This window comes from Inquilinus limosus (assembly GCF_051487185.1).
In the GTDB taxonomy this organism is placed as follows: Bacteria; Pseudomonadota; Alphaproteobacteria; order DSM-16000; family Inquilinaceae; genus Inquilinus; species Inquilinus limosus_F.
The window spans coordinates 32,159-59,148 of record NZ_JAHVDK010000038.1; the positions used below are offsets into that span (position 1 = coordinate 32,159).

Here is a 26,990-nt window from a genome sequence, read left to right on the forward strand (position 1 = left end):
CCGGCTTTTGATAGGTACGGTACTGTATCGTACCTATTTGATGCTGCGAGCGCGCGAAGGAGACGAGGCTGCCGATGAAGCGCATTGCCAAGCGTGTGGCTGCCGGGACCGCTCTTCTCTCCGTCATCGCCGCCGGCGGCGCCTGGGGATGGGCCTGGTGGGACGAAGGCCGATCCAGGGAATGGACCGACAACGCCTATGTCCGCGCCGACATCACGGCGATCAGCCCCAAAGTGTCCGGCTATGTGGCCGAGGTGCTGGTCGACGACAACCAGATTGTCGAGGCCGGGGCGATCCTGCTGCGGATCGCCGACGAGGATCATCGGGCCCAGCGGGACCGCGCCGCGGCCGCCATCGCGCAGGCCGAAGCCGCCGCCGAGAATCTGACCCGCCGGAAGGCCCTGCAGCTGGCGAAGATCCGCGAGGCGGAGGCGACGATCGATGTCGGCCGGGCCGATATGGAGCTGTCGCGCCGCGAGCTGGCGAGGGCGACCCGCCTGGTGGGCCAGGGCTGGACGCCGCAGCGCAGCCACGACACCGCCACCGCCGACGCCGAACGCGCCCGTGCCGCGCTGGCGCAGGCGGAGGCCGCCGCAGCGGCCGCGCGCGAGCAACTGTCCGTCCTCGAATCCGAGGCCCAGCAGATCGCCGCCCGGGCGGCGGAGGCGCGCGCCAATCTGCAGCTCGCCGAGATCGCACTGTCGGACACGGTGATCCGCGCGCCCGTCGCCGGCGTCGTCGGGAATCGCCGCGTCCATGCGGGCGAGTATGTGCGGCCCGGCGCCGCCCTTCTCTCCGTGGTGCCGGTCGACGCCGTCTGGGTGGTGGCGAATTTCAAGGAGACCCAGGTCGCCCGCATGGCGGTGGGTCAGCCGGCGGAGATCCGTGTCGACGGCTATTCGGACGCGATCATCACAGGACAGGTGGACAGCCTGGCGCCGGCAAGCGGCGCCGCCTTCAGCCTGCTGCCGCCCGACAACGCCACCGGCAATTTCGTCAAGATCGTCCAGCGCGTCCCCGTCAAGATCATGCTCCCCGCCGGTCACGGCCTGCTCGGCCGGCTCGTGCCCGGCCTGTCGGTCGATGTCGCCGTCGAGGTGGGTTCCGGCCCGGGCACGGCGGCGGCTTCCGAGAGCGGACCTGCCCGGGCCGGCGCCACGATCTTCCGGACGGCGGATGAAGCATCGTGACCGCGGCGGCCGATCCCGCCCCGTCGCCGGCCGGACCCACGGCACTGCCGGCGCGTCGGTCATGGCTGCTTCTCGGTTTCCTGACCGTCGCCGCCGCGATGGATGCGGTGAACAGCACCGTGCTGGTGGTCACCCGCGGCCATGTCATGGGCGGCATCCATTCCACCCAGGACGAGGTCGCCTGGGTCAACATCGCCTATCTCGCCGCCAAGCTGACCGCCTTTCCGCTGGCGGCGTGGCTGACATCGCGTCTGGCGCCGCGCCGGCTGCTCGCGGGCGCGATCCTGGTTCTGCTCGCCGGCGCCCTCGGGGCCGCCGCAGCCGGCGGCCTCGACGTCCTGGTCGCGTGGCGGATCGCGCAAGGCGTCGCCGGCGCCGTCTTGCTCGTCGCCGGCCAGTCGCTGCTGTTCGAGGTCTTCCCACGGTCCCGGCAGGGGCTGGTCCAGGCCGTCTTCGCCTTCGCCACGACCATGGCGCCCACGACCCTGTCCCCGGCCCTGCAGGGCTGGACCGTCGACACGCTCTCCTGGTCCTGGATGTTCCTCGCCAACGTGCCGCTCGGTCTGGCCGGCCTGGCGGCCGTGCTTCTCGCTCCCAGCCGCCGCGATCGGCCGGAGGCGAACGGCCGGCTGGACTGGCTCGGCCTCCTGCTTCTGGGTGCGGCGATGACCGCCTTCGTCTACGTCACGCAGGAGGGCAGCCGTTACGACTGGTTCGAGGAACCCGAGATCGTGGACGTCAGCCTCGCCGGGCTGGGCGCCGCCGCCGTATTCCTGGCATGGCAGGCCCTGGCGCAGAAGCGCGGGGCGCTGATCGGCTTCGCCGTCTTCCGCGACGAGCACTTCAGCTTCGGCTTCATCGTCAGCTTCGTCGCCGGCGGCGCGCTGTTCGGCAGCGCCTTCGTCATCCCGGCCTTCGCGACCAGCGTCCTCGGCCTGTCGCCGACCTATGCCGGGCTGCTGCTCCTGCCGAGCGGCGCGCTGGTCTGCATCGGCCTCCTCGCCGCGGGCGCGCTGATCCAGTTCAAGGGGCTCGATCCGATCAAGCCGGTTCCCTTCGGCATCATCTGCTTCATGACCTCGATGTGGATGCTGTCGGGCTCGACCTCCCAGAGCGGCCTGCCCGACATGGTGCCGGCCCTGCTGCTGCGCGGCCTCGGCCTGGGTCTCCTCTTCGTCTCGCTGACCGTGGGCACGCTGCGCGATCTGCGTCCGGAGGTGCTGCCCCAGGGCGTGGCGCTGTTCAATATCGGCCGTCAGATGGGCGGTCAGATCGGCGTCGCCAGCCTCGCCACCTATCTCGATCACCAGAACGCGCTCAACCGCACGGTGCTGGCCCAGCATCTCGCGCCGGGAAACCCGGTGCTCGCCGAACGGCAGGAGGCCTTGGCGGCGTTGCTGACCGCGCGGGGCTATCCCGCCGAGGAAGCCGGCGCCGCAGCGACCGCCGTCATCCAAAAGGCCTTCGTGCAGCAGGTGTCGACGCTGTCCTTCAACGAATGCTTCCTGGCGATCGCGTTGCTGTTCCTGGTCGCGGCGCCGGTCCTGGTCGCGACCAAGCTCACCCTCGCCCGCCTCATGGGGCATGTTCCGCACTAGCTCCGCGGGCGCCATTCAGGAACATACGGACCGCGGATTCGACGGCCGCCCGGGCTTCGGCGGGCGTCAGTGGCGGCCGCAGCCCGAGCACGACCTGGAGATGGAGGTCGTCGCGGATCATTCCCAGGAAATGCTCGGCCAGCCGCTTCGGGTCGCCGGCCTCGATCCCCCAATCCCTTCCCTTCTCCTCCAGCACGCGCGCGAGATTCGCGCTCGTCCGGCCCGGGCCGGCCTCGAAGAACACCTTGGCGAGGTCGGGAAAGCGGCTGCCCTCGCCCACGACCGTGCGATAGAGCTGCAGCGCCTCGGGCGACATGATGACGCCGAGATAGCGCTGCCCGACCTCTTGCAGCGTCGTCTCGAGATCCGCCCGGGCAAAGTCGGCTTCGGCCAGGGCCCCCATGGCGTGACGGGCGATCTCCCGCACCACCGTCGCGAACAGTTGCTCCTTGTTGCCGAAATAGCTGTAGATGGTGCGCTTCGAGCCCCCGACCTTCGCGATGATCTCATCCACGCTCGCCCCGGCGAAGCCGGAGGTGAAGAACACCTCGGTGGCCGCCCGAAGAAACTCCTCCTGGCGGGCCTCCTGCCGCGCGGCGCGGAGAGCCGTTGTTCCCTTGCTGTTCCCGGCTGTCGGGCGATGTCTTTCCGTCATGGCGACCATCCCTTTGCCCCGGAGCCGCGACGGCAAGGCTCACCAGAGCGTTCAAAAGAGCAAAGCTTCCGCCCAGCCTAGACGGTACCGTACCGTTTGACGATCTGCAGTTGACCGGATCGCGACACGAAGACCGATCAACAGCCATACAGGGAGAGCTTCATGTCCCGCTTCCTCACCGCCACGGCGCTGGCGCTCGTCCTGACGGCCGGCATCGCCTCGGCCGAGGCCAAGACGCTGGTCTATTGTTCCGAGGGCAGTCCGGAGAACTTCAACCCGCAGATCAACACCACCGGCACCAGCCTGGACGCCTCCGTGCCGGTCTATGACGGGCTGGTGGCGTTCGAGCGCGGCGGCACCAAGGTGGTGCCGGCCCTTGCCGAATCCTGGGACGTGTCGGACGACGGCACGGTCTACACCTTCCATCTGCGGAAGGGCGTGAAGTGGCATTCGAACGAGACGTTCACCCCGACCCGCGACTTCAACGCCGACGACGTGCTGTTCTCGTTCAACCGGATGTGGAAGGAGGACAGCCCCTATCACAAGGTCTCCGGCGGGTCCTACGACTATTTCGGCGACATGGGGATGCCGACGCTGCTGAAAGCGATCGACAAGATCGACGACTATACCGTCCGCTTCACCCTGACCCGGCCGGAGGCGCCGTTCCTGGCCGACATGGCGATGAACTTCGCCCAGATCCTGTCGGCCGAGTACGCCGACGCGATGATGAAGGCCGGCACGCCGGAGGATGTGGACCAGATCCCGATCGGCACCGGCCCGTTCCGCTTCGTCCAGTACCTGCCGGATGCGATCATCCGCTACAAAGCGTTCGACGAGGCGTGGAGCGGGCGGGAGAAGATCGACACGCTGGTCTTCGCCATCACCCCGGACGCCTCGGTCCGCTACGCCAAGCTGAAGGCCAATGAGTGCCAGGTGATCCCGTCGCCGAACCCAGCCGACCTGGCGGCGATGCAGCAGGACCCGGTGGTGACGGTGATCGGCCAGCCCGGCCTGAACACCGGTTATGTCGCCTTCAACGTCACCAGGAAGCCGTTCGACAACGTCCGCGTGCGCCGCGCCGTCAACATGGCGGTGAACAAGCAGGCGATCCTCGACGCCGTCTACCGCGGCACCGGCCAGGCGGCGAAGAACCCGATCCCGCCGACCATCTGGTCCTACAACGACAACATCCAGGATTATCCGTACGACCCCGAGACGGCAGAGAAGCTGCTGGCCGAGGCCGGCTACCCGGACGGCTTCGAGACCGATCTCTGGGCCATGCCGGTGCAGCGGCCCTACAATCCGAACGCCCAGCGCATCGCCGAGATGATGCAGGCGGACCTGGCCAAGGTCGGCATTCGGGCGAAGATCGTCTCGTATGAATGGGGCGAGTATCGGAAGCGCGTGCAGGACGGCGAGCACCAGATGGCGCAGTTCGGCTGGGGCGGCGACAACGGCGATCCGGACAATTTCTTCAACAATCTCCTCGGCTGCGATGCCGCACGTGAAGGCGGCGGAAATATCGCGAAGTGGTGCGACCGGTCTTTCGAAGAGCTCATCCAGAAGGCGAAGGTCACCGCCGACCAGGCGGAGCGTGCGAAGCTCTACGAACAGGCGCAGGCGATCTTCCACGAAGAGGCGCCGTGGCTGCCGATCGCCCATTCGGTGGAGTACCAGGCGATCCGCAAGGAGGTGCTGAATTACGTCATCACCCCAGTGCGCATCCACGACTTCCGCGGCGTCGATATCCGGGAGTAGCCTGCCTGCCTCGATTCGTAGGGAGACAACCCCATGTCCCGCTTCCTGTCCGCCACGGCGATGGCGCTGGCCCTCGCCGCGGGGATGGCCGCGTCGGCCCAGGCCAAGACGCTGGTCTACTGCTCCGAGGGCAGCCCGGAGAACTTCAACCCGCAGATCAACACCACCGGCACCAGCTTCGACGCGGCGCTGCCGATCTATGACGGCCTGGTCGCCTTCGAGAAGGGCACCACCAAGGTGGTCCCGGCGCTGGCCGAGTCCTGGGACGTGTCCGACGACGGCACGGTCTACACCTTCCACCTGCGCAAGGGCGTCAAGTTCCACGCCAACGAGACCTTCACCCCGACCCGCGACTTCAACGCCGACGACGTGCTGTTCTCGTTCAACCGGATGTGGAAGGAGGACAGCCCGTACCACAAGGTCTCCGGCGGCTCCTACGACTACTTCGGCGACATGGGCATGCCCACGCTGCTGAAGGCGATCGACAAGGTCGACGACTATACGGTCAGGTTCACCCTGACCAAGCCGGAGGCGCCGTTCATTGCCAATCTGGCGATGAACTTCGCCTCGATCCTGTCGGCGGAGTACGCCGACGCGATGATGAAGGCAGGGACGCCGGAGCAGGTCGACCAGGTGCCGATCGGCACCGGGCCGTTCCGCTTCGTCCAGTACCAGCCGGACGCGCTGATCCGCTACAAGGCCTTCGACCAGGCCTGGAGCGGCCGCGAGAAGATCGACAACCTGGTCTTCGCCATCACCCCGGACGCGGCGGTGCGCTACGCCAAGCTGCAGGCCGGCGAGTGCCATGTCATGCCGTACCCGAATCCGGCCGACCTGCCGGCGATGCAGAAGGACCCGAACCTGACCGTGCTGAGCCAGCCCGGGCTGAACACCGGCTATCTGGCCTTCAACGTCACCAAGAAGCCGTTCGACGACGTCCGCGTGCGCCAGGCCATCAACATGGCGGTGAACAAGCAGGCGATCCTGGAGGCGGTGTACCAGGGCACCGGCCAGGCGGCGAAGAACCCGATCCCGCCGACCATCTGGTCCTACAACGACAGCATCCAGGACTATAAGTACGACCCCGACGCCGCGAAGAAGCTGCTGGCCGAGGCCGGCTATGCCGACGGCTTTGAGAGCGACCTGTGGGCCATGCCCGTGCAGCGGCCCTACAACCCGAACGCCCAGCGCATCGCCGAGCTGATTCAGGCGGATCTCGCCAAGGTCGGGATCAAGAGCAAGATTGTTTCGTACGAGTGGGGCGAGTACCGGAAGCGCACCCAGGCCGGCGAGCACCAGATGGCGCAGATGGGCTGGGCCGGCGACAATGGCGATCCGGACAACTTCTTCGCCAACCTGCTGGGCTGCGATGCCGCTCGGGTGGGCGGATCGAATATTTCGAAGTGGTGCAACCAGGATTTCGAAAAGCTCATCCAGAAGGCCAAGGCCACGGCCGACCAGGCCGAGCGCGCCAAGCTGTACGAAGAGGCCCAGGTGATCTTCCACGACCAGGCGCCCTGGCTGCCGATCGCCCATTCGGTGGTGTATGAGCCGATCCGCAAGGAGGTCTCGGGCTACACGATCATCCCGGTCGGGCTGCACGATTTCCGCGGCGTCGACATCGCGGAGTAAGCAACAAACGGGCGGGAAAGCAGCGGCCCGCTTTCCCGTCCGTTTCTTTTTGAGCCGCCCAAGTTACGATCCGCCGGATGGCGTCCCCAGGGCGGGCCTATATTGGGAAGCGATTCATTTTGCCCGACATATTCGGCCAGTTGACATCGCCCCCCGCCCCTGCGGTAATCCCGTGCAACCCACGGTTTGGGCAATACAGCTATGCGGCAAGCCCAGGCCGAAGGACCACCATAGGGGAGAGTTTCATGTCCCGCTTCCTGTCCGCCACGGCGATGGCGCTCGTCCTCGTCGCGGGGGCGGCGGTGTCCGCCGATGCCAAGACGCTGGTCTATTGCTCCGAGGGCAGCCCGGAGAATTTCAACCCGCAGATCAACACCACCGGCACCAGCTTCGACGCGGCCGGCCCGATCTACGACCACCTGGTCGAATTCACCAAGGGCACGACCAAGACCGAGCCCGGCCTGGCGGAGTCCTGGGACATCTCGGACGACGGCACGGTCTACACCTTCCATCTCCGCAAGGGGGTGAAGTGGCATTCGAACGACAAGTTCACGCCGACCCGCGACTTCAACGCCGATGACGTGCTGTTCACCTTCAACCGGATGTGGAAGGACGACCACCCCTACCACAAGGTCTCCGGCGGCCAGTACGACTACTTCGGCGACATGGGCATGGGCACGCTGCTGAAGTCGATCGACAAGGTCGACGACTACACGGTGAAGTTCACCCTGAACTCGCCCGAGGCGCCGTTCATCGCCAACCTGGCGATGGAGTTCGCCTCGATCCTGTCGGCGGAATATGCCGACGCGATGATGAAGGCCGGCACGCCCGAGCAGGTCGACCAGGTGCCGATCGGCACCGGATCCTTCCAGTTCGTGCAGTACCAGCCGGACGCGCTGATCCGCTACAAGGCCTTCGAGGGGGCCTGGAGCGGCAAGGAGAAGATCGACAACCTGGTCTTCGCCATCACCCCGGACGCCGCGGTGCGCGCCGCCAAGCTGAAGGCCGGCGAGTGCCACGTCATGCCGTATCCGAACCCGGCGGACGTGCCGGCGATGCTGAAGGACCCGGCGCTGAACGTGCTGAGCCAGCCCGGCCTGAACACCGGCTATCTCGCCTTCAACACCACCAAGAAGCCGTTCGACGATGTGCGCGTGCGCCGCGCCGTCAACATGGCGGTGAACAAGCAGGCGATCCTCGATGCCGTGTATCAGGGCGCCGGCGAGGCGGCGAAGAACCCGATCCCGCCGACCATCTGGTCCTACAACGACAGCGTCCAGGACTACAAATACGACCCTGAGGCGGCGAAGAAGCTGCTGGCCGAGGCCGGCTATGCCAACGGCTTCGAGACCGATCTGTGGGCGATGCCGGTGCAGCGGCCCTACAACCCGAACGCCCAGCGCATCGCCGAGATGATGCAGGCGGATCTGGAGAAGGTCGGCATCAAGGCGAAGATCGTTTCGTACGAGTGGGGCGAATATCGGAAGCGCCTGCAGGAAGGCGACCATCAGATGGGCCAGCTGGGCTGGACCGGCGACAACGGCGACCCGGACAACTTCCTGTACAACCTCTTGGGCTGCGACGGGGCGCGGCCGGGCGGCTCGAACATCGCGAAGTGGTGCTACAAGCCCTATGACGAGATCGTCAAGAAGGCCAAGACCATCTCGGACCAGGCCGAGCGCACCAAGCTGTACGAGCAGGCGCAGGTGATCTTCCACGAGCAGGCGCCCTGGCTGCCGATCGCCCATTCGGTGGTCTACGAGCCGACCCGCAAGGAGGTCTCGGGCTACAAGGTCAGCCCGTTCGGCCGCCACGACTTCAGCGACGTCGACATCACCGAATAGAGAGAGGTAAAAGGGGGAGCCGGGCGGGGGAGCAGGGGGATGCTCCTCCGCCCGCATCTTTTCCCGGGCACGAGATCATGTTGCGTTTCATCCTGACCCGCTTCGCCATGGCGGCGGTGACCTTCCTGGGGATCACCGCCCTCAGCTTCTTCCTGATCCGGGCCGTGCCCGGCGACCCGATCCAGGTGCGGGCCGGCGAACGCGGCATCTCGCCCGAGCGCCATGCCGAGCTGATGCACGAATACGGGCTGGACCGGCCGGTGTCGGTGCAGTTCGCCTCCTATATCGGCCAAGTGCTGCAGGGCGACCTCGGCGCCTCGACCACGACGCGGCGGCCGGTGCTGAGTGAGTTCCTGAAGCTGTTCCCGGCGACGCTGGAGCTCGGGATCTGCGCCATCCTGTTCGCCGTGATCATCGGCCTGCCGGCCGGCATCCTGGCCGCCACCAACCGGGCGTCCCCCATCGACCACGGCATCATGGGCGCCAGCCTGACCGGCTATTCCATGCCGATCTTCTGGTGGGGGCTGCTGCTGATCCTGATCTTCTCGGTCGGCCTCGGCTGGACCCCGGTCTCCGGCCGGATCTCGGCCCTGTACTATGTCGAGCCGAAGACCGGATTCATGCTGATCGACAGCCTGCTGTCGGACGAGAAGGGCGCCTTCCGGTCGGCGCTGAGCTATCTGATCCTGCCGACCATCGTGCTGGGCACCATCCCGCTCGCGGTGATCGCGCGCATGACCCGGTCGGCCATGCTCGAGGTGCTGAACGAGGACTACATCCGCACTGCCCGGGCCAAGGGCCTGGGCGTCCGCCGGGTGATCGGGCTGCACGCGCTGCGCAACGCGCTGATCCCGGTCGTCACCGTGATCGGCCTGCAGGTCGGCACGCTCCTGGGCGGCGCGATCCTGACCGAGACCGTCTTCGCCTGGCCCGGCATCGGCAAATGGCTGGTCGATGCGATCGCCCGCCGCGACTACCCGACGCTGCAGGGCGGGGTGCTGCTGGTCGCCACCCTCGTCATCGCCGTCAACCTGCTGGTCGACCTGGCCTATGGCCTGCTCGACCCCCGCATCCGGCATGTGAAGTAAGCCGATGACCGCCAGCCCCGATCCCAACGCGCCGCTGATCGCCGGCGACCCCGTCCTCACCCCCTACGCCCCGGCCCCGGCCGTGGCCGCGAAGCCGCCCGGCCCGCTCCTGGAGTTCTGGCGCTCCTTCAGCGCCAACAAGGGGGCGCTGACCGGCCTCATCGTCATCGTGGTGATCGCGCTGGTCGCCATCTTCGCCGACATGATCGCGCCGCATTCGCCGATCGACCAGGACCGCACCGCCTTCCTGGTGCCGCCCTTCTGGCAGGAGGGCGGCAGCCTGGCCTATCCGCTGGGCACCGACGACATCGGCCGCGACATCCTCTCGCGCCTGATCCACGGGGCGCGCCTCTCCATGATGATCGGCATGATCGTGGTCACGCTGTCGCTGGCCATGGGCCTGCTGCTGGGCCTGGTGGCGGGCTATTTCGGTGGCGTGCTGGACACTGCGATCATGCGCCTGCTCGACATCATGCTGGCGCTGCCCAGCCTGCTGCTGGCCATCGTCGTCGTCGCCATCCTCGGCCCCGGCCTGGTCAACGCCATGATCGCGGTCTCGATCGTCACCCTGCCGCATTATTCGCGGCTGATGCGCGCCGCGGTGCTGAGCCAGATCCGCCGGCCCTATGTCACCGCCTCGCGCGTCGCCGGCGCCGGCACCCTCAGGCTGATGTTCGCCACCATCCTGCCGAACTGCATGGCGCCGCTGATCGTGCAGGCGACGCTGGGCTTCTCCACCGCCATCCTCGACGCCGCGGCGCTGGGCTTCCTCGGCCTCGGCGCCCAGCCGCCGACGCCGGAATGGGGCACGATGCTGGCCTCCTCCCTGCAGTTCCTGCAGCGCGCCTGGTGGGTGGTGACCTTCCCCGGCCTTGCCATCCTGATCACGGTGCTGGCCTTCAACCTCTTGGGCGACGGCCTGCGCGACGCCCTGGACCCGAAGCTGAAGCGCTGATGCCGACCTTCGTACCGATTGTTCCGTCATCGCGAGCCGGCGAAGCCGGCGTGGCGATCCAGGCCGGTGCCGCTGGATGGCCACGCCCCTGCGGGGCTCGCCATGACGATGTGAGTTCATGCCAAGGGACCCCGGTCTGACATGGCCCTGCTCGACATCCGCAACCTGACGGTCGAGTTCCCGGCCGGCAAGGGACTGTTCCGCGCCGTCTCCGGCCTCGACCTGTCGATCGACTCCGGCGAGATCCTGGGCATCGTCGGCGAGAGCGGCTCCGGCAAGTCCGTCACCATGCTGGCGCTGATGGGCCTCGTCGCCTTCCCCGGCAAGGTCACGGCCGACCATCTCAGCTTCGACGGCCACGACCTCCTGAAGATGTCGCCGCGCCAGCGCCGCAAGATCATCGGCAAGGACATGGCGATGATCTTCCAGGAGCCGATGACCAGCCTGAACCCCTGCTTCACCGTCGGCTTCCAGATCATGGAGGCGCTGAAGGTGCATGAGGGCGGCAGCCGCCGCGCCCGCCGCGAGCGGACCATCCAGCTGCTGTCCCAGGTCGGCATCCCGGCGCCGGAGACCCGGATCGACGCCTTCCCGCACCAGCTGTCGGGCGGCATGAACCAGCGGGTGATGATCGCCATGGCGATCGCCTGCCGGCCGAAGCTGCTGATCGCCGATGAGCCGACCACGGCGCTGGACGTCACCATCCAGGCGCAGATCCTGCAGCTGCTGGTGCAGCTGCAGCGCGACCAGGGCATGGCGCTCGTCCTGATCACCCACGACATGGGCGTGGTGGCGGAGACGGCGCAGCGCGTCAACGTGATGTATGCCGGCGAGCTGGTAGAGGAGCGCATGGTCGACGGCCTCTTCGGCCGGCCGCGCCACCCCTATACCGGCGCCCTCTTGGAGGCGCTGCCGGAGCGCAGCGCCGGCCACCGCCGGCTGCCGACCATCCCCGGCGTGGTGCCCGGCCCCTATGACCGGCCGGCCGGCTGCCTGTTCAACCCGCGCTGCCGCAACGTGCTGGACCGCTGCCGGGCCGAGCACCCGGAGCTGACGCCCGACCTGGACGGGCGGACGCGCTGCTTCAATCCCCTGCAGGAGGCGCAGTCGTGAGCGCCGTCGTCGAAGCGCGGCAGCTGAGCCGCTTCTACGAGGTCAAGACCTCGCCCTTCCGCGCGGCGCAGACGCTGCGCGCCCTGACCGAGATGTCGTTCACGCTGGAGCCGGGCAAGACCCTGGCGGTGGTGGGCGAGAGCGGCTGCGGCAAGTCCACCCTCGCCCGCGTGGTGACGATGATCGAGCCGCCGAGCGAGGGCGAGCTGACCATCGACGGCATCCCGGTGGCGACGGCGGACAAGGCGCAGCGCCGCCGCCTGCGCAGCGCGGTGCAGATCGTGTTCCAGGACCCCTACGGATCGCTGAACCCGCGCAAAAAGGTGGGCACGATCCTGGAGGAGCCGCTGAAGATCAACACCAGCATGAAAGCGGCCGAGCGGCGCCAGGCGGCCGAGGCGATGCTGGCGAAGGTCGGCCTCCGGCCCGAGCATTACGACCGCTATCCGCACATGTTCTCGGGCGGGCAGCGCCAGCGCATCGCCATCGCCCGGGCGCTGATGCTGCGGCCGAAGGTGGTGGTGGCGGACGAGCCGGTCTCGGCCCTCGACGTCTCGATCCAGGCCCAGGTGCTGAACCTGTTGATGGACCTGCAGGAGGAGTTCGGCCTGGCCTACCTGTTCATCAGCCACGGCCTGTCGGTGGTGGAGCACATCGCCGACGATCTGGTGGTGATGTATCTCGGCCGGCCGGTGGAGCACGGCACCAAGGAGACGATCTTCCGCCATCCGCGCCACCCCTACACCAAGGCGCTCTTGGCCTCGACGCCCTTCGTCGACCCGGCGAAGCGGGCCGAGCGGGTGGTGCTGAAGGGCGAGCTGCCCTCCCCCCTCGCCCCGCCCCCCGGCTGCGCCTTCCACCGCCGCTGCCCGTATGCCACCGACCTCTGCCATTCGGTGCGCCCCGAGCTGCGGCCGGTGGATGGGCGCATGGTGGCTTGCCATCATGCGGAGCAGGTGGGGTAGGAGCCGGCAACCCCTTCCCGGGCCTCGGCCGGTATCGCCGGCCGGGCCACCGGCCCCGGATCGAACCGACGATCAGGATCAAAATCCGACGACGGGCGTAGTATCTTGGCATTCAGGCCTTCTGGCCATCGGATGACGCCGGATCGGGGAGCACGGGGTGGACAGCTGGGGCAGGCACAGCCGATCGCCGCATCGGGAAGAGAATGTCGTGATCCTGAGCGCCCGGGATCTGGCGGCGATAATCGTCGGCACCAATGACGGGCTCTCGCAGGGGACGCTGAAGATCCTCGACCTTCCCGGCCTGACGGCGCTGCTGCGGGATTCCACGGTCGCGGCCACGCTCATGCGCGAGCTGGGCGTGACGGGCAGCTACTACTTCCGGGAGGTCTCGGGCGAGACCTATGTGATCTTCCGGGGCTATCCGGGCCAGCGCACGGTCCTGCAGGGCACCCGCTACCTCGACCGCAACCCGCTGATGCTTCGCTTCGGGATCTCCAAGCCGATCCTGGGCGTGGCGATGCTCAGCAACGTCATCTTTAACATCGTCGCCTACACGACGATCGAGGTCTTGCGGTTCCTCGTCTCGGACGAGCAGAGTCTGAGCCGGATGCTCGCGTCGATCGTGACGAATGTGAGCATCGGGCTGATCGCGACGGCCACTGCCGTTCTCGCCGCCAGCTTCGTTTCCGGCACTGTCGTGATCCTCGCCATCGGGGTCCCTCTTGCGGCGGGGCTTGCCGTCGGCGCGGCATTTGGGTACGCGGCGGATGCTCTCGGGATCTCCGAAAGACTGGCCGAGCTGATGGAGCGGACCGGCATGGCGGTGGAGAACGGCCTGGTGGAGGTGGTCGAGCTGGTGGATCAGTCGCTGCTGGACGGCCGGATCGCCGCCGGGATCGCCCGCGGAGCGGAGCAAGCCCGGCGGGATGCTCTCGGCCGGATGGGCCTGGGCCGCATGCCCGGCGGCGGCTTCGGCTGGCCGCGCTGGTAGCCCCCGGCATGGGCGTCTACGGGGCGGGGGCCTGGCTGCGCGCAAAGGCGTGGCGCGGCCATCTCTTCTTCGGGGTGCTGGACGTGATCGCGATCGGGCTGGTGGCCGCGGTCGTCCTGCAGATCGCGAAGGCCTATGCCGGCCTGAACGCCGGCGCGGAGGCCGTCGCCCTGCCCACCGGGCGAAGCGCGGCGGGGCTGTTCGCATGGTGTCTGCCGGCCCTCCATGCCGCGATGACCTGGACCGGGTCCTTCCCGGGGCAGGCCGCGGGGCGGCGGCAGCCCTCCGGGCGCCGCCGGGGGGCCATGGGGCCAATGGCGGCCGTGATCTTTGTGCTGGCGATCGCATCCGCCGTGGCCGGGGTCTCGACCGCCGACCGGCTGCAGGCCCGGGCCGAGGCCGCCGGCTACACCCCCTGCGGCCGCGAGGCCGGACGCATCCGCCAAAGCCCGTACCAGACGGGCTATGCCAGATCCGAGTATGCATGCCGGGCGGCAGGGTACGAGGCGGGGGACTGATGCCGCGGCCGGTGGACGGGCGCATGGTGGCTTGTCATCATGCGGAGCAGGTGGGGTAAGGGGGAATTACGGTGACAGTGCATTCTCAGCGGCCGGCCTCCGCCCCGCCTGGCGGGAGCGAGGATGCGGCTGCTCGGCGTTCGAGCCGGTCCAGGACGTCTTGGTCGCCGAGCGGGCTGCCGATCTGCTCGGCCCGCCGCAGCCGCGTCGACGCCGCCTCGTCCTCGCCGGCGGTGAGAACCGCGGCGAAATCGGTATGGCGCGACAGCACGGGCTTCACGGTCGTCAAGCCATCGGGCGCGACCCGCGCCTAGTGGACCGGCGCGCTGGACCCGAGCCAGTCCGCTGCCCGGACGACCAGCCCAGCCTGCACCGGGTAGAGCGCGACGTAACGGCCCAGGTGGATTTGGGCACTGTCACCGAGATCAAATCCAAGCTGTCAGTAATGCACTGGAGGCTGACCCTTTGGTTTTAATCTCCGGCGCAGCCATATGGCTATGCCGGATATAGCCGGCACTGCGGCTACGACGAAGGTCCAGACCGGATTCACGTTCGAAATCACATCTTTGACGCTCTGCCACGCCCCAACATTGACCGTGATATTGTCCTCATAGGTCTTCAATGTATATGGCGCACCATCATCGATGTGCACGAACACACTCAGCGTGAGAAGTTGGTTCGGCCCCTCCAAGATTGGAGTTACCTTCCACTGCCATGTCGTGGCAGAGAGGTCGGATATTTTCTTTTTAACCAATTCTTTCGGTTCAACGACTAAGCCTTCGCTGCCGCTAAGTTCGACAGACATTTCTGGAGTAACTGGTACCGATCCGGTGGCAGTCTCCCCTTGTGCTGCCTTTGGCAAGGTCGGAGCCTCTCCAGTTGGAGCAGCAAGCCGGAAGAAGACTGTCGTTGGCTGGTCGCGCCACATTTCTCGAACTCGATTGTAGATAAAATCTCCCTTATCAAGGCCTCCGACTAATTCCTTCAGACTTCTTACGTGACGGGCCGACACGACTTTGGCGGAACAGAGGCCATCCAGACAAACCTGCTGCAATGCATTCTCTATCCGAGATATAGTCGATGGAACCTGGAGAGATATACTGATGCTTTTTCTACCATCCGAAATAATTTGAATCTCATCTGGTCCGCGATGAGCAATTGCCATATCTCTATCGTTTGAAATATTATAATTGAATACAACTGCCGATGGCAAAACAACCAACAAAATCACCACAACAAGAGAGAAGTATTGGATTAACCTTGATTTTATTTTAAAGAATTTATTAAACGCCACTACAGAAGCAGTCAATATTATGGCAGACACTAAGAGAATCCAAAAAAGTGGATTAGAAATCATGCCTAAAATAGATGACCGCATCATGATGCTCCACACTAATATGAGAGAGCAATCTTAGAATATAGCATAAGCTCAATCCTCCGATATGGAGAACTCATTCCTACCATAAATGATATCTGCGGGTTACGTATGGCACTAATTTTCCAGGCAGCACTAGTGTGGACTGAATCCTGGACTGCACCCCAGCAATGGGACAGTGGAATTAGGGGTGACAGCGCATCCCTAGCGGCCGATTTCCGCCCCCGACCAGCCAGAGCCAAGCTGTGGCGGTGGTCGCCGTGGCGTCTAGTACCGCCTGGATGGCCACGCCCCTTCGGGCCTCGCCATGACGGTTCTTTTCGGGGAACCTTGTCGAATCGCGAGATCCCGAGATCGAGGCTGTCCGTGCCCAAAGCCCTGAAGAAGCTGTTGCCGAAGAATTTCGAGGACCTGCTCGCCAGCGGCGACCTCGCGGCACTGAAAGCGGTGTTCGAGACCTGCGAGCCGGATGCCCGCGGCGGCTACGCCAAGCAGACCGCGCTGGCCTTCGACGCCTGCCCGGACGAGCTGGCGCGCTGGCTGGTGGCCCGGGGCGCCGATCTCTCGGCGGCCGACACCTGGGGCAACACGCCTCTCCACACCCGGGCGCGCAGCCGGCGGGGCCGCATCGAGGTGCTGCTGGAGCTGGGGGCCGACATCCACAGCGCCGGCGCCCCGGTCGGCACGCCCCTGCATGCGGCGGCGGACTCCTTCCATGTCGAGAATGCCCGGCTGCTGCTGGACCGCGGCGCCCGGGTCGACGCCGTCAACAGGGAGGGGCTGACCCCGCTGGAGCTGGCGCTGCGCGGCTGCAGCAACATCAACCTGGCGGACATGGCGGCGCTGGCGGAAACCCTTCTCGCCGCAGGCGCCGCCCGGACGCCGCGGATGAAGGGGCTGGTCGAGCAGATCGGCCAACGCTTCGAATTCCACCGCGGCAACTTCAACCCGGAGGCCGTCGACGCCGCCAGCGCCGCGCTGGACCGGCTGTACGCGCTGTTCGACACCCCACCGGTTCCCCGCCGCACCTTGCACGACGGCACATTGCCGATCACCGTCCGGGCGACCCGATGGCAGGAGCAGCACCAGGAGCTATGGGAGCTGCTGGTCCCCAGCAGCGGTCCTGCGGCCACGGTCCAGGGCGAGGTGATCCGGATCACTGGCCGCATCTGGGGTGAATTCGAGCGCAATGGCGGCGCCAACTGGGATGTGGATTACGGCAGGATGGCCGAGGCGCTGCTCGGGCATGTGCAGATGGGCCATCCGCTGCCGCCGGCGCACGTCGCGGAGATCGCCGGCATCATCGCCGAGATCCGGCGCATCTCCGGCAACACCGGGCGCCTGGCCGAGCTGGCGGTGGCCTGGGTGCTGGCGAACCCGACGCCGGTCAAGCTGGAACCGCCGCCTTACAGTCGGTAGTTCGTCAGGAAATGGTGCAGCAGGTTGTTGCACGATTGCCGTGGGGCGCGGCATCACGCCCGTCGCGGCAGGGACGCGCATCGCGGTTTTCGACATCAACTCTTCCCCTCCCCGTCATCGCGAGCCGGCGAAGCCGGCGTGGCGAACCAAAAGGCCAGTGCCGCCTGGATGGCCACGCCCCTTCGGGGCTCGCCATGACGGGTCGACAGTCCGGGCCGCCGGTATGACGGGATCGGCTGGTGCAGGCGCTGTCGCAAGCTCGTGCTTTGGGCATTCGCGCGCGGACCCCTCCCCCTGCCCCCCTCCCGCAAGGGGAGGGGGAGAAGAAAGGGCAGGTTCCGGCTCTGTTGAACAAGCCCCCGCATGCGGCCACGCCGGGCCTGCGGCCGGGTGAGGTCGGTGCCGTGGCGCGACTTGCCGCCGATGAAGGTGAAGCCGAGGATGTCGGAGGCCCGCGGCCCGCCGCGCCGTGGCGGCCGAGCCCAGGCGGCATCCAGGCGCAAGCAACCACTCGGAGGGCAATCATGGACTGGAGGAAGCATGTGCGAACCGCCCTCGACGGGCGGCATCCCGGGCTGGGGCATCGGGTCGAGCTGGGCCTCCACGCGCTGATCCTCTATTCCGCCCTGTCGATGGGGATCGAGACCCTGCCCGGGCTGCCGGGCTGGGCGATGACGATGCTGTTCGCCTCCGAGATCGTCGTCGTCGCGGTGTTCACGATCGAGTACGCCTTGCGCCTCGCCGCCTCCCCCGCCCCGGGCGCCTATGCGCGGAGCTTCTTCGGCATCGTCGACCTGCTGGCGATCGCCCCCTTCTATCTCGGCCTCGTCTTCGCCGGCATCGGCATCGACCTCCGCGCCGTCAGGGCGCTGCGGCTGCTGCGCGTCGTCCGGCTGCTGAAGCTGGCCCGCTACACCAACGCCATCGACCGCCTGATCTCCGCCTGGCGCGCCGTGAAGGAGGAGGTCGCCGTCTTCGGCATGGCGGCGGTGATCGTCCTCTATGTCTGCGCGCTGGTCATCTACCAGTTCGAGCACGACGCCCAGCCCGAGGCATTCACATCGGTTCTCGACGCGATGTGGTGGGCCGCCGTGACGCTGACCACGGTCGGCTACGGCGACATCTATCCGGTGACGCCCGTCGGCAGGCTGTTCACCGTGCTCATGCTGTTCGTGGCGCTGGGCATCATCGCCATACCGACCGGGCTGGTCGCATCGGCGCTGAGCGCGATCCGGGCCAAGGAAGCCGCCGCCGAGGACAGGGAGGCGGCGCGGCCTTCGGGGACAGTCCGCGACTGAGAGACCGCCTGGAAACGCTGCCGGTGCGGCCGCCCCCGGGGCCGGCGCCGCCTGGATGGCCACGCCCCTTCGGGGCTCGCCATGACGGCTCCGGGATTGCGGTGCCAGCGCGCTTCAGCGGATGTCCACTCGACGTCATGCACTGTCAGCGAAATCAGGTCACACTCAGCGGGCGCGACCGGGAACGGCCGCCCCCGCCTGCCTTCGTCTTCTTCTGCGGCCAGTGCCTTCAGGCTAACCCAATCTGTCGAGGCGCTGTCGGCGTCCTCCTTGCGGTTATCACGCCCCGCAAGCTGAAGGGGCTGGTCATGAGGATCGCCCGCGCTCTGCTCCTGGCGACCAAATCCGACCGAAACCATGTATGATACGACTGCGAGGAACCAGCGGGTGGCGCGATGGCGCTCATGATGGGTGCCCTTTACGAGGCACTGCGCTCGGCCAACGTGCCGGAAGACAGAGCCAGGCGCGCGGCAGAGGAGGCAGCTGGCGTCGACACCCGCACGGCGAAGCTGGAATCGGACGTGGCAACGCTGAAGTGGATGGTCGCGTCGGTGATCGCCCTCCAGATCATGACCTTCGCCGGCCTGATGTGGTTGCTGTGGGAGGGTTCTCCGACGGTCCCGTGACAGGGTCCGGATGCCGATCACGGCCGGTCCAGGCTTCCGCGAGTGCCTTCCGAGAGCGGAGGTTGTATCGTCCGGGCCGGAGTCGACCCGGAGCGGTCACCCGCGCCGTCGGCCCCCCCTCAAATCCGCGGTCAGGATCTCCCATATGGGACAGGCAACGAGAACCGAATGCGACCGGAAAGAGAGATGAACACCTTCAGCCGCCGCGCGGGCAGAATCGTCGCGAGCCTCGTCATCGGGCTGGGCGTCCTCCTGATGGCCGTCGACCAAGCCGACGCCCGGCGCACGAACTCGGGCGGCTTCGGCAGCCGCGGTGAGCGCACGTTCCAGGCGCCGCCCGCCACCCCGACCGCGCCCGGCGCCGCGGCGCCGATCGACCGCACCATGACGCCGCGCACGCAGGCGACCCAGCCGAACCAGTCGCAGCAATCGCCCGGCGTCCAGGCCCCGGGAGCCGGGAGATTCGGCGGCTTCGGCGGTATTCTGGGCGGCCTGGCGCTTGGTGGCCTCATCGGCGTTCTGCTCGGGCACGGCATCGGCGGTGCCGCCGGGCTGGTCGGATTGGTTCTGCAGGTCGGCCTGGTTGTCCTGGCGGTCATGGCGTTCAGACGCTTCTTCGGCCGCCAGCGCGGGCCGGCCTTTGCCGGTCCGTCGATGTCCCCCATGCGTCGGGAGGCCTCAGGCGATCCTGCCGCACGGCCGGCGGGTTCGGGGTATTCCGGGCCGGCGGGGCGGGCCGCGCAGGGTGTCCCGCGGGACGGGGTCGGCCTCGGCCAGTCGGACTTCGCCGCCTTCGAACGCCTTCTCGGCGAGATCCAGGCCGCTTACGGGGCCGAGGACTTCGCAGGCCTGCGCGCGCGCACGACCCCGGAGGTCATGTCGTACTTCGCCGAGGAGCTCGGCGGGAACGCGACCCGCGGCGTGAAGAACGAGGTCTCGGACGTCCGCCTGCTGCAAGGCGATCTGGCCGAAGCATGGCGCGAGGGCGATACGGACTACGCGACCGTCGCCGTCCGGTATTCGAGCGTCGATGCCACGCGCGACCGGAAGACCGGGCGGATTGTCGAGGGTGACCCGGACAGGCCGACCGAGACCGTCGAGGTGTGGACCTTCGCACGGAAGCATCGCGCCGATTGGAAACTGTCGGCGGTTCAGGCGGCCGCTTGACGCTTTCGAGGACGCCAACCGTCCGACCTGTTCCGACCGACGCCAGGAATGCCCTTCGGGGCTCGCCATGACGGGTCGGGGGCCGAGGCCGCGCCCCCCTTCGGAAGCGGCCGTCGGCCTGTGTTCTCTTTTTGTTCTTGACGTGATGCCGCGTCGCGCCGCATAGTTCAGGCATCTCGAACAGTTGCGCCCGCCCGGCCCCGCCGCGGCGGGCTTTTTCGTGCGAGGTCGAGGATGAAGGCGGTCGCGCCATGGGCCATCTGGGTCAAACCGAGCTGGCGCCGGTTCGCGCAGCACTTCACGCGCTTCGGCGACGCCACCCTCGCCGCCGAGCATGTCGGCTACAGGGGGAGCAACGCCAGACACCAAGGCGTTGCGCTGATGACCAAGCCCGGAATCCTGCTGGCCTGCTTCGAGGAGATCGAGCGGCGGCGGCAGTGCAAGGGGCCGGCCCCGCACGACGACGCGGTGCGCAAGCTGATCGACGCGGCCGCGGAGTGCCTTCGCCCCGGCGCGGTCAAGGGCCGCTCCGCCCGCTGGCTGCCGAACCTGCAGCAGGCGTATCGGGAGTTCTGCCGTGACCGCGGGCTGACGGAGGACGGGCTGTTCCCGGAGGAGGTGGTGGACGCTATGCCGGCGCCGGCCGCGTTCACCCTGCCGCCGCCCGACCTGGCGCCCGCCTTCCTGCAGCTGCTGGAGCGGTCGCGCTACAAGGGCGTCCATGGCGGCCGCGGGTCGGGCAAGTCGCATGTCTTCGCCGAGCTCTTGGTGCGCCGCTGCGTCGAGGCGGCGCCGGTGCGGGCGGTGTGCATCCGCGAGGTGCAGCGCTCGCTCGACCAGTCGGTCAAGCGGCTGCTCGAGGACAAGATCCAGGCGCTGGGCCTCGGCCCTGCCTTCAAGGTGCAGGCCGACCGCATCCTCGGGCCGCAGGGCGGCCGGATCATCTTCCAGGGCATGCAGAACCACACGGCGGAGAGCATCAAGTCGCTGGAGGGCTACGACATCGCCTGGGTCGAGGAGGCCCAGTCGCTGTCGCAGCGGAGCCTGGAGCTGCTGCGCCCGACCATCCGCAAGAAGGGGTCGGAGCTGTGGTTCTCCTGGAACCCGACCCGGCCGGACGACCCGGTCGACCAGCTGTTCCGCGGCGGCCCGGCGCCGCCCGGCACCGTGCTGATCGAGGCCAACTGGACGGCGAACCCGCATTTCCCGAAGGTGCTGCAGGCCGAGATGGAATGGGACCGCGAGCGCGACCCGGACAAGTACCAGCATGTCTGGCTCGGCGGCTATCGGCGGGTCAGCGAGGCGCGGGTGTTCACCAACTGGCGGGTCGAGGCGTTCGCGACCCCGGCGAACGCCCAGTTCCTGTTCGGCGCCGACTGGGGCTTCGCCCGCGACCCGACGGTGCTGGTGCGGTGCTTCCTCAACGGCCGGACGCTCCATGTCGATCACGAGGCCTATCGGGTGGGGTGCGAGATCGACCGCACCCCGGCGCTGTTCGACACGGTGCCGGAGGCGCGGCGCTGGCCGATCGTGGCCGACGGCGCCCGGCCGGAGACGATCAGCTACCTGCAGCGGCACGGCTTCCCCAAGCTGCGGCCGGCGGTGAAGGGCGGCGGCTCGGTCAAGGAGGGCGTCGAGTTCCTGAAGAGCTGCGACATCCTGGTGCATCCGCGCTGCCGGCACCTGATCGACGAGCTGGCGCTGTTCAGCTACCGCACCGATCCGAAGACCGGCGAGATCCTGCCCGAGCTGGAGGACCGCGAGAACCACGCCATCGACGCCCTGCGCTATGCGCTCGAAGGCCAGAGGAAGCAGTACGGCAGCTATGACAGCAGCCTGAAATGGGTGGGATGAAGAGCGCCCCCGCCCCCCGGCTGCGCCTTCCACCACCGCTGCCCCTACCGGGGCGATACCTGCCCTGGTTCGCCTCATCGCGCGATTGCTGCGATGCTGACGGACGCGGCTCGGGCGGGTCAGGCGCCCGAGCCGGTCGGGACCACGGCATGAGGTCCGCGGCGGTCGGAGTCCGCCGCCGATCAGCGCGGCCGATTGATCGGCGGTGACCCTGCGACGAAGCGGATCGATGACCGCCCGTCGGTCCAGGAGACTGCGGAACCCGCCGCGGACGCAGATGCCGGCGCCGCCCGTCCAGTGGACGACTCACACGAAGAAGATGTCGTCACCCACCGTCAGAGACGTTGCGCCGATCACGGTGAGGGTGTTTCCACCACCGAAATTGAGACGCAAGCCGTTGTTGCCGACGGGATCCACGTTGTTGTCAGAAGCGTCGATGACGTTGTTGTCCGGATTGTTGTCGACCCGGTTCTCCGTGGCAATCGAGTCCGCCGATCCCACGAATATGCGATCGTCCTCGAGTTTCGAGAAATCGAGAACACGATCCCTGTTGTCGCCAATGCCAGGCTCGATGATGTAGGTGAAGTCGTCTTCCCGATTACCGCCGCGAAGATCATCGTTGCCGCGGCCGCCGACGAGCTGATCGAATCCCGCCCCGCCGATCAACTCATCATCGCCACCCTGTCCGAAGATCAGGTCGTCGCCGGCACCGCCGCGGAGGTCATCGTTGCCGGCACCACCGAAGAGATGATCGTTGCCGCCTTCGCCGCGAACATCATCGTTGCCGTTGCCGCCGCTGAGGCGATCGTTGCCGGCACCGCCACCGAGGTCATCATTGCCGGCTTCACCGCGGAGATCGTCATTGCCGCCGCCGCCGTCGAGAGTGTCCCGGCCGTCGCCGCCGTGGAGCAGATCGTTGCCGCCTTCGCCGCGGAGGTCGTCAGCGCCGGCGCCGCCGTCGAGAACATCCCGGCCGTTGCCGCCCCTGAGGTCATCGTCGCCGGCATCACCGGCGAGGTGATCGTCGCCGCCTTCGCCGCGAAGATCATCGTTGCCGCCGCCGCCGCTGAGGTCATCGTCGCCGGCACCGCCGCGGAGGCGATCTCTGCCGGCTTCACCGAAGAGCTGATCGTCGCCGCCTTCGCCGTTCAGGTCATCGGCGCCGTTGCCGCCGAAGACCACGTCGTCCCCTCCGCGGGCAAAGACGGTGTCGTTTCCTGCCAATGCAAAGATGAGGTCGCTTTGCGGCGTGCCTGTCAGGGTATCAGCGACGTCGGAACCGAAGATAGGCATGGTTTTCCTCCTTAGACGGAAGTCCTCCTGAGTGGACGTAGAGAGAGCGCAAGCGCCGGCGATCGTCGCGCGGCGCATCAATGTGCGTCAGCCCGGCTGCCATGTGGCGCCGCTCACGCGAAGCTGGCGGACAACGCTTCTGTCATGGGCGCTTGGACGTCAGCCCGTCAGCCCGTCGAGTGAGTTTCGTGCTCCGTTCCGTGGCCCGCGGCCGGCAGGCTGCCTACGGGGAGTTCCACGACGAGGCGGCCAGTTGGTCTCGGCCGCCGGAGAGCCACTCGGAATTCCACCACCGGAGGGCATGCGAGTACCCTCGGGGTATAGGCTAGGCCGTCCTCGGCAAACCGCAAGCCCAACTCCGCCTCGCTCCGCCTTCATCAATTCGGATGATGCGAAGGGCCCGGAATCCATCAAAAGAGGTAGTCAACCGATCCCGGTCGGAGCGGCTCGATCCAGGCCCGGGCGCTGAAGCTGCCGATGGATTTGTCCCGTGCACGCAGCGGCGCGGAACGCCGCTGCGTGCACGGGATCTCGGCGCATCACTCCATGCTGCGCCGCAGAACCGGGATGACGGGGTGGCCAAGAGCCCGATGACGAACTCGCTGGTATCAGGCAGCGACACCGCCGGCTGAGCGCTGATACAGAACCGGCGTCGGGAACGGCAGCAGCGCCCGGCCGCCGCGGTCCAGATAGGGCGCGATGCGGTCCAGCATGCCCTGGTAGGACGCGCTGGCCAGCAGCACCACGCCCACCCCGCCGGAGTTCACGCTGTCGGGCGACTGGATCGTCAACCCCAGGCCTTCCAGCTCGATGTTCCACTTCTTCGGGTTGCCGTCGTAGATCGCGACGATCTCGGACTGGTCGAGCGAGGTGGAGCTGAGCAGGTTGGTGAAGTAGTTGCCGATGCCGTAGACGGCCATCGGCAGCCCCTGCCGGCGGACCTCCGCCAGCACGGCGTCGTAGCGGGCGACATAGTCGCGGTACTTCCGGCGGAAGTCGTGTGCCAGGTCGATGTCGACGGCCACGTCATCCGGCGCCGGGACGGTGGCGGCGCCCGTGTTGCGGCAGACGGCCCGGAGGATGCCCTTGTGCGAGGTCACCGCGCCGTCGAAGCCGTGCCGCCGCATGGCCCGCAGCAGGGAGGTCGCGGTGAAGTAGTTCGGATGCTCGTACATCCAGAACGGCGCGCCTTCCGCCATCACGATCCCGCAATCCGGGACCTCCAGGGCCACATGGCCGTTGGTCCGCACCACCTTCTGCAGGCCGGAGAGGAAGGTGTCGGGCTCGGTCACGTGCTCGAGCACCAGGCGGGCGCTGACGAAGTCGAAGCTGTCCGCCGGGAAGGTGTCGGGGGTGAAATAGTCCAGCGTCGTCTTGATGCCGAAGGCGCGCTCGGCCTCGGCCGCCGCGGCGGCGTTCGGGTCGCAGCCATGGACCGTCATGCCGGCCGCCTGCAGCCTGGCCAGGAACCGGCCGTCATAGGACCCGATCTCCAGCGCGTGGCCCGACATCGGCACGCCGCTGGCGACGAGGAACTCCAGGAATTCCCGGTGGCGCTCATCCATCTCGGGATCCGACGCGAAGGTCGGGTAGGAGCCGTAATATTTGCTGTAGATCTCGTCCAGCGCCTCGCGGTTCGGCGGCAACAACTGCATCGAGGTGCCGCAGGAATGGCACAGGCCCACGGTCATCGGCACCGTGCGCCAGATGCTTTCGAACTCGGTCGGCCGGATCAGGTAGCTGTATTTCTCGATTTCGACCAGGACCTCCAGCTCGGAGGAGCCGCAATGTGGGCATCGGTCGATGGTTTTGTTCATGGCAAATGATCCCCCATCAATAAGAATAATTACGACTACACCGCCCTATGTCTTCGCACGAACCGAACCGTTCGCGGTCGGCTATGACCGGCTCATGGCGGACACGCTCCCGCACACCCCCTCGCTGTCCGCGGCGCAGAGTGTAACCGTCTGCCACGGCGGCAAACCATGGAATTGTGATGACAGTGCACTGCCGGCGTCATGAGCCGGCGCCGTCTGGATCGCCACGCCCCTTCGGGGCTCGCGATGACGGTGGAATGGACCGGCGCGCAGCGGTCCCGTCCTTTACCCGACGGGCGGTCCAGACGCTCAGTGCCATACCGCGAGCCCCGACAGAACATAGAGCCAGACCAGCAGCGTCGGGACCGACAGCAGCGTCGTCATCGAGACGGTGGCCGCGACCAGCGGCTGCTCCACCTTGTACTCGCCCGCCAGGATGTACACCGTCTTCGCGGTCGGCACGGCGGCGCAGACGACGGCGGCGATGGTGTAGAGAGGATCGAGGCCCGTCGCCGCGCACAGCCCGTAGACGATCAGCGGCATCAGCACCAGCTTCACGGCCGCGAGCGCGAAGGATGACGCGAGGTTGGTGCGCAGCCCTTCGACCGAGAGGCCGAGCCCGATGGCGAAGAGCGCGCAGGGCGTGAGCGCGGCCGCGAAGATGTCCAGATAGGCCGGGACCGGGGCCGGGATCGGCAGGCCCGCGACCGCCCAGGCCAGGCCGATCGCGGTCGACAGCACCATCGGGTTGAACACGATCCGCTTCGCCAGCACGGCCGGGCGCGCCCGCCGTGCCTGCGGGCCGCGCCCTCCGCTTTCCAGCAGGATGACGGCCGCCGGGAACATCACCGCCGCCACGAACACGGTGGCGATCGCGGCGGGCAGGACGGCGGGCCGGCCGTAGATGGCGTGCAGGATCGGCAGCGCAACGAAGCCGGTGTTGGTCATCGCCGCGGCCATGCCGTGCATCGTGCTGCTGGCGAGGCCGCGTCCCCACCCGGCGCGAACGGCCAGGAACACCAGCGCGAAGCACAGGAGCGAGCCGCCGCCGAAGGCCAGCAGGAAGCGCCATTGCAGGAGATTGCCCGCCGGCTCCTGCGCGATGGTGACGACCAGCAGCGCCGGCATGGCGACGTTGTAGGCGAAATGCACCAGCCCGTCGGCCAGCGACCGCGGGATGTAGCCGGACCAGCCGGCCAGCCAGCCCGTGACGATGATCGCGAACACGGGAAGGACCAGATCGGCGACTTCCATCTCGGCTCCCCCTGGGCGATGCCCCTATCGGGCGCATTATGCCCGCTGCGGAGCCTGTTCGCTGAGCGGTACCACCAGCGGCTCTCCCCGGCGTCGTCGCGCCCTTCGGAGATCACCATGACGGCGTCGGGCATCGCAGAGCAGGAGGCCGTATTCCCGTGGTCTGGATCGCCAGGCCTACGAGGCCCGAGGGCAGGTACCCGGATCGGCGAGTCCCCTCGGGAGCGGTTCCGGTCGCGCTGTCGCTGACGCCGTCGTAAGTAGGCCATACTCCTCGGAAGGAGCCGATGCTACTCGCTTGCGGTACTCACACTATCTCCATTGCGCAGGGTGCCCTGGCTCGTGAGGAGCGATATTATCAATTGGAAAGTAAAATTTTGGAAAATACGAATTTAGGCAATAATGTCTCAGAATGCGGAGAATTTTGGGAAGGAGAGCGCTTGAATGTCGAACGGATCTGCCGACCGGCCGTTGGAGTTGCGGGGTAAACGGGTCTGGGTCACCGGCCACAATGGCATGGTCGGTTCGGCACTCTTGAGGCGGCTCGCCCGGAAAGACTGCACATTGCTGGTGGCCGACC

The 26,990-nt window shown here is 67.3% G+C and carries 23 protein-coding genes; 17 read left to right on the plus strand and 6 right to left on the minus strand.

The genetic code is table 11. The features are described 5' to 3' along the window. The first annotated feature begins 74 nt into the window (after positions 1 to 74). The gene (locus KXR53_RS31800) at positions 75 to 1,190 is read left to right on the plus strand and encodes an HlyD family secretion protein (RefSeq protein ID WP_437379631.1); all 1,116 of its coding nucleotides are present in this window, start codon (positions 75 to 77) and stop codon (positions 1,188 to 1,190) included. Beyond that, a complete protein-coding gene (locus tag KXR53_RS31805) occupies positions 1,187 to 2,788 on the plus strand; it encodes a DHA2 family efflux MFS transporter permease subunit (RefSeq protein WP_437379632.1) in 1,602 nt (533 codons plus the stop codon). The genes KXR53_RS31800 and KXR53_RS31805 overlap by 4 nt, the downstream gene beginning before the upstream one ends. Here the strand turns inward: KXR53_RS31805 and KXR53_RS31810 are convergent. Beyond that, positions 2,766 to 3,443, minus strand: a complete 678-nt coding sequence (locus tag KXR53_RS31810; RefSeq protein ID WP_437379633.1) for a TetR/AcrR family transcriptional regulator — start codon at positions 3,441 to 3,443, stop codon at positions 2,766 to 2,768. The two genes, KXR53_RS31805 and KXR53_RS31810, sit on opposite strands and share 23 nt — an antisense overlap. 162 nt (positions 3,444 to 3,605) lie before the next feature. Here KXR53_RS31810 and KXR53_RS31815 point away from each other — a divergent pair, with 162 nt between their 5' ends. From KXR53_RS31815 to KXR53_RS31855, 9 genes are all read left to right on the plus strand, one after another. Further along, on the plus strand, positions 3,606 to 5,201 hold the full coding sequence (locus tag KXR53_RS31815; protein WP_437379634.1) for an ABC transporter substrate-binding protein: 1,596 nt from the start codon (positions 3,606 to 3,608) through the stop codon (positions 5,199 to 5,201). Positions 5,202 to 5,234: 33 nt separating this feature from the next. Then, complete coding sequence (locus tag KXR53_RS31820) at positions 5,235 to 6,833, plus strand: ABC transporter substrate-binding protein (protein ID WP_437379635.1); 1,599 nt, start codon at positions 5,235 to 5,237, stop codon at positions 6,831 to 6,833. Positions 6,834 to 7,078: 245 nt separating this feature from the next. Next, positions 7,079 to 8,677, plus strand: a complete 1,599-nt coding sequence (locus tag KXR53_RS31825) for an ABC transporter substrate-binding protein (protein WP_437379636.1) — start codon at positions 7,079 to 7,081, stop codon at positions 8,675 to 8,677. 77 nt (positions 8,678 to 8,754) lie between these two features. After that, a complete protein-coding gene (locus KXR53_RS31830; RefSeq protein WP_437379637.1) occupies positions 8,755 to 9,765 on the plus strand; it encodes an ABC transporter permease subunit in 1,011 nt (336 codons plus the stop codon). Positions 9,766 to 9,769: 4 nt separating this feature from the next. Further along, a complete protein-coding gene (locus KXR53_RS31835; RefSeq protein ID WP_437379638.1) occupies positions 9,770 to 10,720 on the plus strand; it encodes an ABC transporter permease subunit in 951 nt (316 codons plus the stop codon). A gap of 141 nt (positions 10,721 to 10,861) precedes the next feature. Then, the gene (locus KXR53_RS31840; protein WP_437379639.1) at positions 10,862 to 11,833 is read left to right on the plus strand and encodes an ABC transporter ATP-binding protein; all 972 of its coding nucleotides are present in this window, start codon (positions 10,862 to 10,864) and stop codon (positions 11,831 to 11,833) included. Then, positions 11,830 to 12,798 carry a peptide ABC transporter ATP-binding protein gene (locus KXR53_RS31845; protein ID WP_437379640.1) on the plus strand — a complete coding sequence of 323 codons (969 nt, stop codon included), beginning with the start codon at positions 11,830 to 11,832 and terminating at the stop codon, positions 12,796 to 12,798. The genes KXR53_RS31840 and KXR53_RS31845 overlap by 4 nt, the downstream gene beginning before the upstream one ends. A 208-nt stretch (positions 12,799 to 13,006) precedes the next feature. Further along, entirely contained in the window at positions 13,007 to 13,789 is a 783-nt protein-coding gene (locus KXR53_RS31850; protein ID WP_437379641.1) for a hypothetical protein, read from the plus strand. An 8-nt stretch (positions 13,790 to 13,797) separates the two neighbouring features. Next, on the plus strand, positions 13,798 to 14,307 hold the full coding sequence (locus KXR53_RS31855; RefSeq protein ID WP_437379642.1) for a hypothetical protein: 510 nt from the start codon (positions 13,798 to 13,800) through the stop codon (positions 14,305 to 14,307). Positions 14,308 to 14,392: 85 nt separating this feature from the next. Here KXR53_RS31855 and KXR53_RS31860 read toward each other — a convergent pair whose 3' ends face one another. Continuing rightward, complete coding sequence (locus tag KXR53_RS31860; protein ID WP_437379643.1) at positions 14,393 to 14,596, minus strand: hypothetical protein; 204 nt, start codon at positions 14,594 to 14,596, stop codon at positions 14,393 to 14,395. A 150-nt stretch (positions 14,597 to 14,746) separates the two neighbouring features. After that, a complete protein-coding gene (locus KXR53_RS31865; protein ID WP_437379644.1) occupies positions 14,747 to 15,688 on the minus strand; it encodes a hypothetical protein in 942 nt (313 codons plus the stop codon). A gap of 360 nt (positions 15,689 to 16,048) precedes the next feature. On the opposite strand from KXR53_RS31865, the gene KXR53_RS31870 reads away from it, so the two are divergent. From KXR53_RS31870 to KXR53_RS31890, 5 genes are all read left to right on the plus strand, one after another. Then, positions 16,049 to 17,101, plus strand: coding sequence for an ankyrin repeat domain-containing protein (locus KXR53_RS31870; RefSeq protein WP_437379645.1), 1,053 nt, complete (start codon positions 16,049 to 16,051; stop codon positions 17,099 to 17,101). Between the two features lie 524 nt (positions 17,102 to 17,625). After that, complete coding sequence (locus tag KXR53_RS31875; protein ID WP_437379646.1) at positions 17,626 to 18,399, plus strand: ion transporter; 774 nt, start codon at positions 17,626 to 17,628, stop codon at positions 18,397 to 18,399. 395 nt (positions 18,400 to 18,794) lie between these two features. Further along, on the plus strand, positions 18,795 to 19,025 hold the full coding sequence (locus KXR53_RS31880) for a hypothetical protein (protein WP_437379647.1): 231 nt from the start codon (positions 18,795 to 18,797) through the stop codon (positions 19,023 to 19,025). A gap of 186 nt (positions 19,026 to 19,211) precedes the next feature. After that, positions 19,212 to 20,192, plus strand: coding sequence for a Tim44 domain-containing protein (locus tag KXR53_RS31885; protein ID WP_437379648.1), 981 nt, complete (start codon positions 19,212 to 19,214; stop codon positions 20,190 to 20,192). Between the two features lie 234 nt (positions 20,193 to 20,426). Next, positions 20,427 to 22,046 (plus strand): PBSX family phage terminase large subunit, encoded by a 1,620-nt coding sequence (locus KXR53_RS31890; protein ID WP_437379649.1) that lies wholly within the window; start codon positions 20,427 to 20,429, stop codon positions 22,044 to 22,046. Positions 22,047 to 22,352: 306 nt separating this feature from the next. Here the strand turns inward: KXR53_RS31890 and KXR53_RS31895 are convergent, their stop codons facing one another. The 3 genes from KXR53_RS31895 to KXR53_RS31905 form a co-directional block, all read right to left on the minus strand. Next, complete coding sequence (locus KXR53_RS31895) at positions 22,353 to 23,339, minus strand: calcium-binding protein (RefSeq protein WP_437379650.1); 987 nt, start codon at positions 23,337 to 23,339, stop codon at positions 22,353 to 22,355. Between the two features lie 608 nt (positions 23,340 to 23,947). Next, positions 23,948 to 25,156, minus strand: a complete 1,209-nt coding sequence (locus KXR53_RS31900; protein WP_437379651.1) for a class I SAM-dependent methyltransferase — start codon at positions 25,154 to 25,156, stop codon at positions 23,948 to 23,950. A gap of 309 nt (positions 25,157 to 25,465) precedes the next feature. After that, complete coding sequence (locus KXR53_RS31905; RefSeq protein ID WP_437379652.1) at positions 25,466 to 26,410, minus strand: AEC family transporter; 945 nt, start codon at positions 26,408 to 26,410, stop codon at positions 25,466 to 25,468. Between the two features lie 444 nt (positions 26,411 to 26,854). Between KXR53_RS31905 and KXR53_RS31910 the strand changes: the two genes are divergently transcribed. Then, positions 26,855 to 26,990 (plus strand): NAD-dependent epimerase/dehydratase family protein (locus KXR53_RS31910; protein WP_437379654.1); only part of this gene is annotated, 136 nt, incomplete at its 3' end.

Excerpts from the sequence above, each read along its gene's own strand:
- KXR53_RS31830 (WP_437379637.1), top strand. The coding sequence starts at position 8,755 with ATGTTGCGTTTCATCCTGACCCGCTTCGCCATGGCGGCGGTGACCTTC.
- KXR53_RS31890 (WP_437379649.1), top strand. The coding sequence starts at position 20,427 with ATGAAGGCGGTCGCGCCATGGGCCATCTGGGTCAAACCGAGCTGGCGC.
- KXR53_RS31810 (WP_437379633.1), bottom strand. The coding sequence starts at position 3,443 with ATGACGGAAAGACATCGCCCGACAGCCGGGAACAGCAAGGGAACAACG.
- KXR53_RS31800 (WP_437379631.1), top strand. The coding sequence starts at position 75 with ATGAAGCGCATTGCCAAGCGTGTGGCTGCCGGGACCGCTCTTCTCTCC.
- KXR53_RS31880 (WP_437379647.1), top strand. The coding sequence starts at position 18,795 with ATGGCGCTCATGATGGGTGCCCTTTACGAGGCACTGCGCTCGGCCAAC.
- KXR53_RS31900 (WP_437379651.1), bottom strand. The coding sequence starts at position 25,156 with ATGAACAAAACCATCGACCGATGCCCACATTGCGGCTCCTCCGAGCTG.
- KXR53_RS31875 (WP_437379646.1), top strand. The coding sequence starts at position 17,626 with ATGGACTGGAGGAAGCATGTGCGAACCGCCCTCGACGGGCGGCATCCC.
- KXR53_RS31905 (WP_437379652.1), bottom strand. The coding sequence starts at position 26,410 with ATGGAAGTCGCCGATCTGGTCCTTCCCGTGTTCGCGATCATCGTCACG.
- KXR53_RS31855 (WP_437379642.1), top strand. The coding sequence starts at position 13,798 with ATGGGCGTCTACGGGGCGGGGGCCTGGCTGCGCGCAAAGGCGTGGCGC.
- KXR53_RS31835 (WP_437379638.1), top strand. The coding sequence starts at position 9,770 with ATGACCGCCAGCCCCGATCCCAACGCGCCGCTGATCGCCGGCGACCCC.
- KXR53_RS31895 (WP_437379650.1), bottom strand. The coding sequence starts at position 23,339 with ATGCCTATCTTCGGTTCCGACGTCGCTGATACCCTGACAGGCACGCCG.
- KXR53_RS31825 (WP_437379636.1), top strand. The coding sequence starts at position 7,079 with ATGTCCCGCTTCCTGTCCGCCACGGCGATGGCGCTCGTCCTCGTCGCG.
- KXR53_RS31815 (WP_437379634.1), top strand. The coding sequence starts at position 3,606 with ATGTCCCGCTTCCTCACCGCCACGGCGCTGGCGCTCGTCCTGACGGCC.
- KXR53_RS31820 (WP_437379635.1), top strand. The coding sequence starts at position 5,235 with ATGTCCCGCTTCCTGTCCGCCACGGCGATGGCGCTGGCCCTCGCCGCG.
- KXR53_RS31840 (WP_437379639.1), top strand. The coding sequence starts at position 10,862 with ATGGCCCTGCTCGACATCCGCAACCTGACGGTCGAGTTCCCGGCCGGC.
- KXR53_RS31885 (WP_437379648.1), top strand. The coding sequence starts at position 19,212 with ATGAACACCTTCAGCCGCCGCGCGGGCAGAATCGTCGCGAGCCTCGTC.
- KXR53_RS31865 (WP_437379644.1), bottom strand. The coding sequence starts at position 15,688 with ATGATGCGGTCATCTATTTTAGGCATGATTTCTAATCCACTTTTTTGG.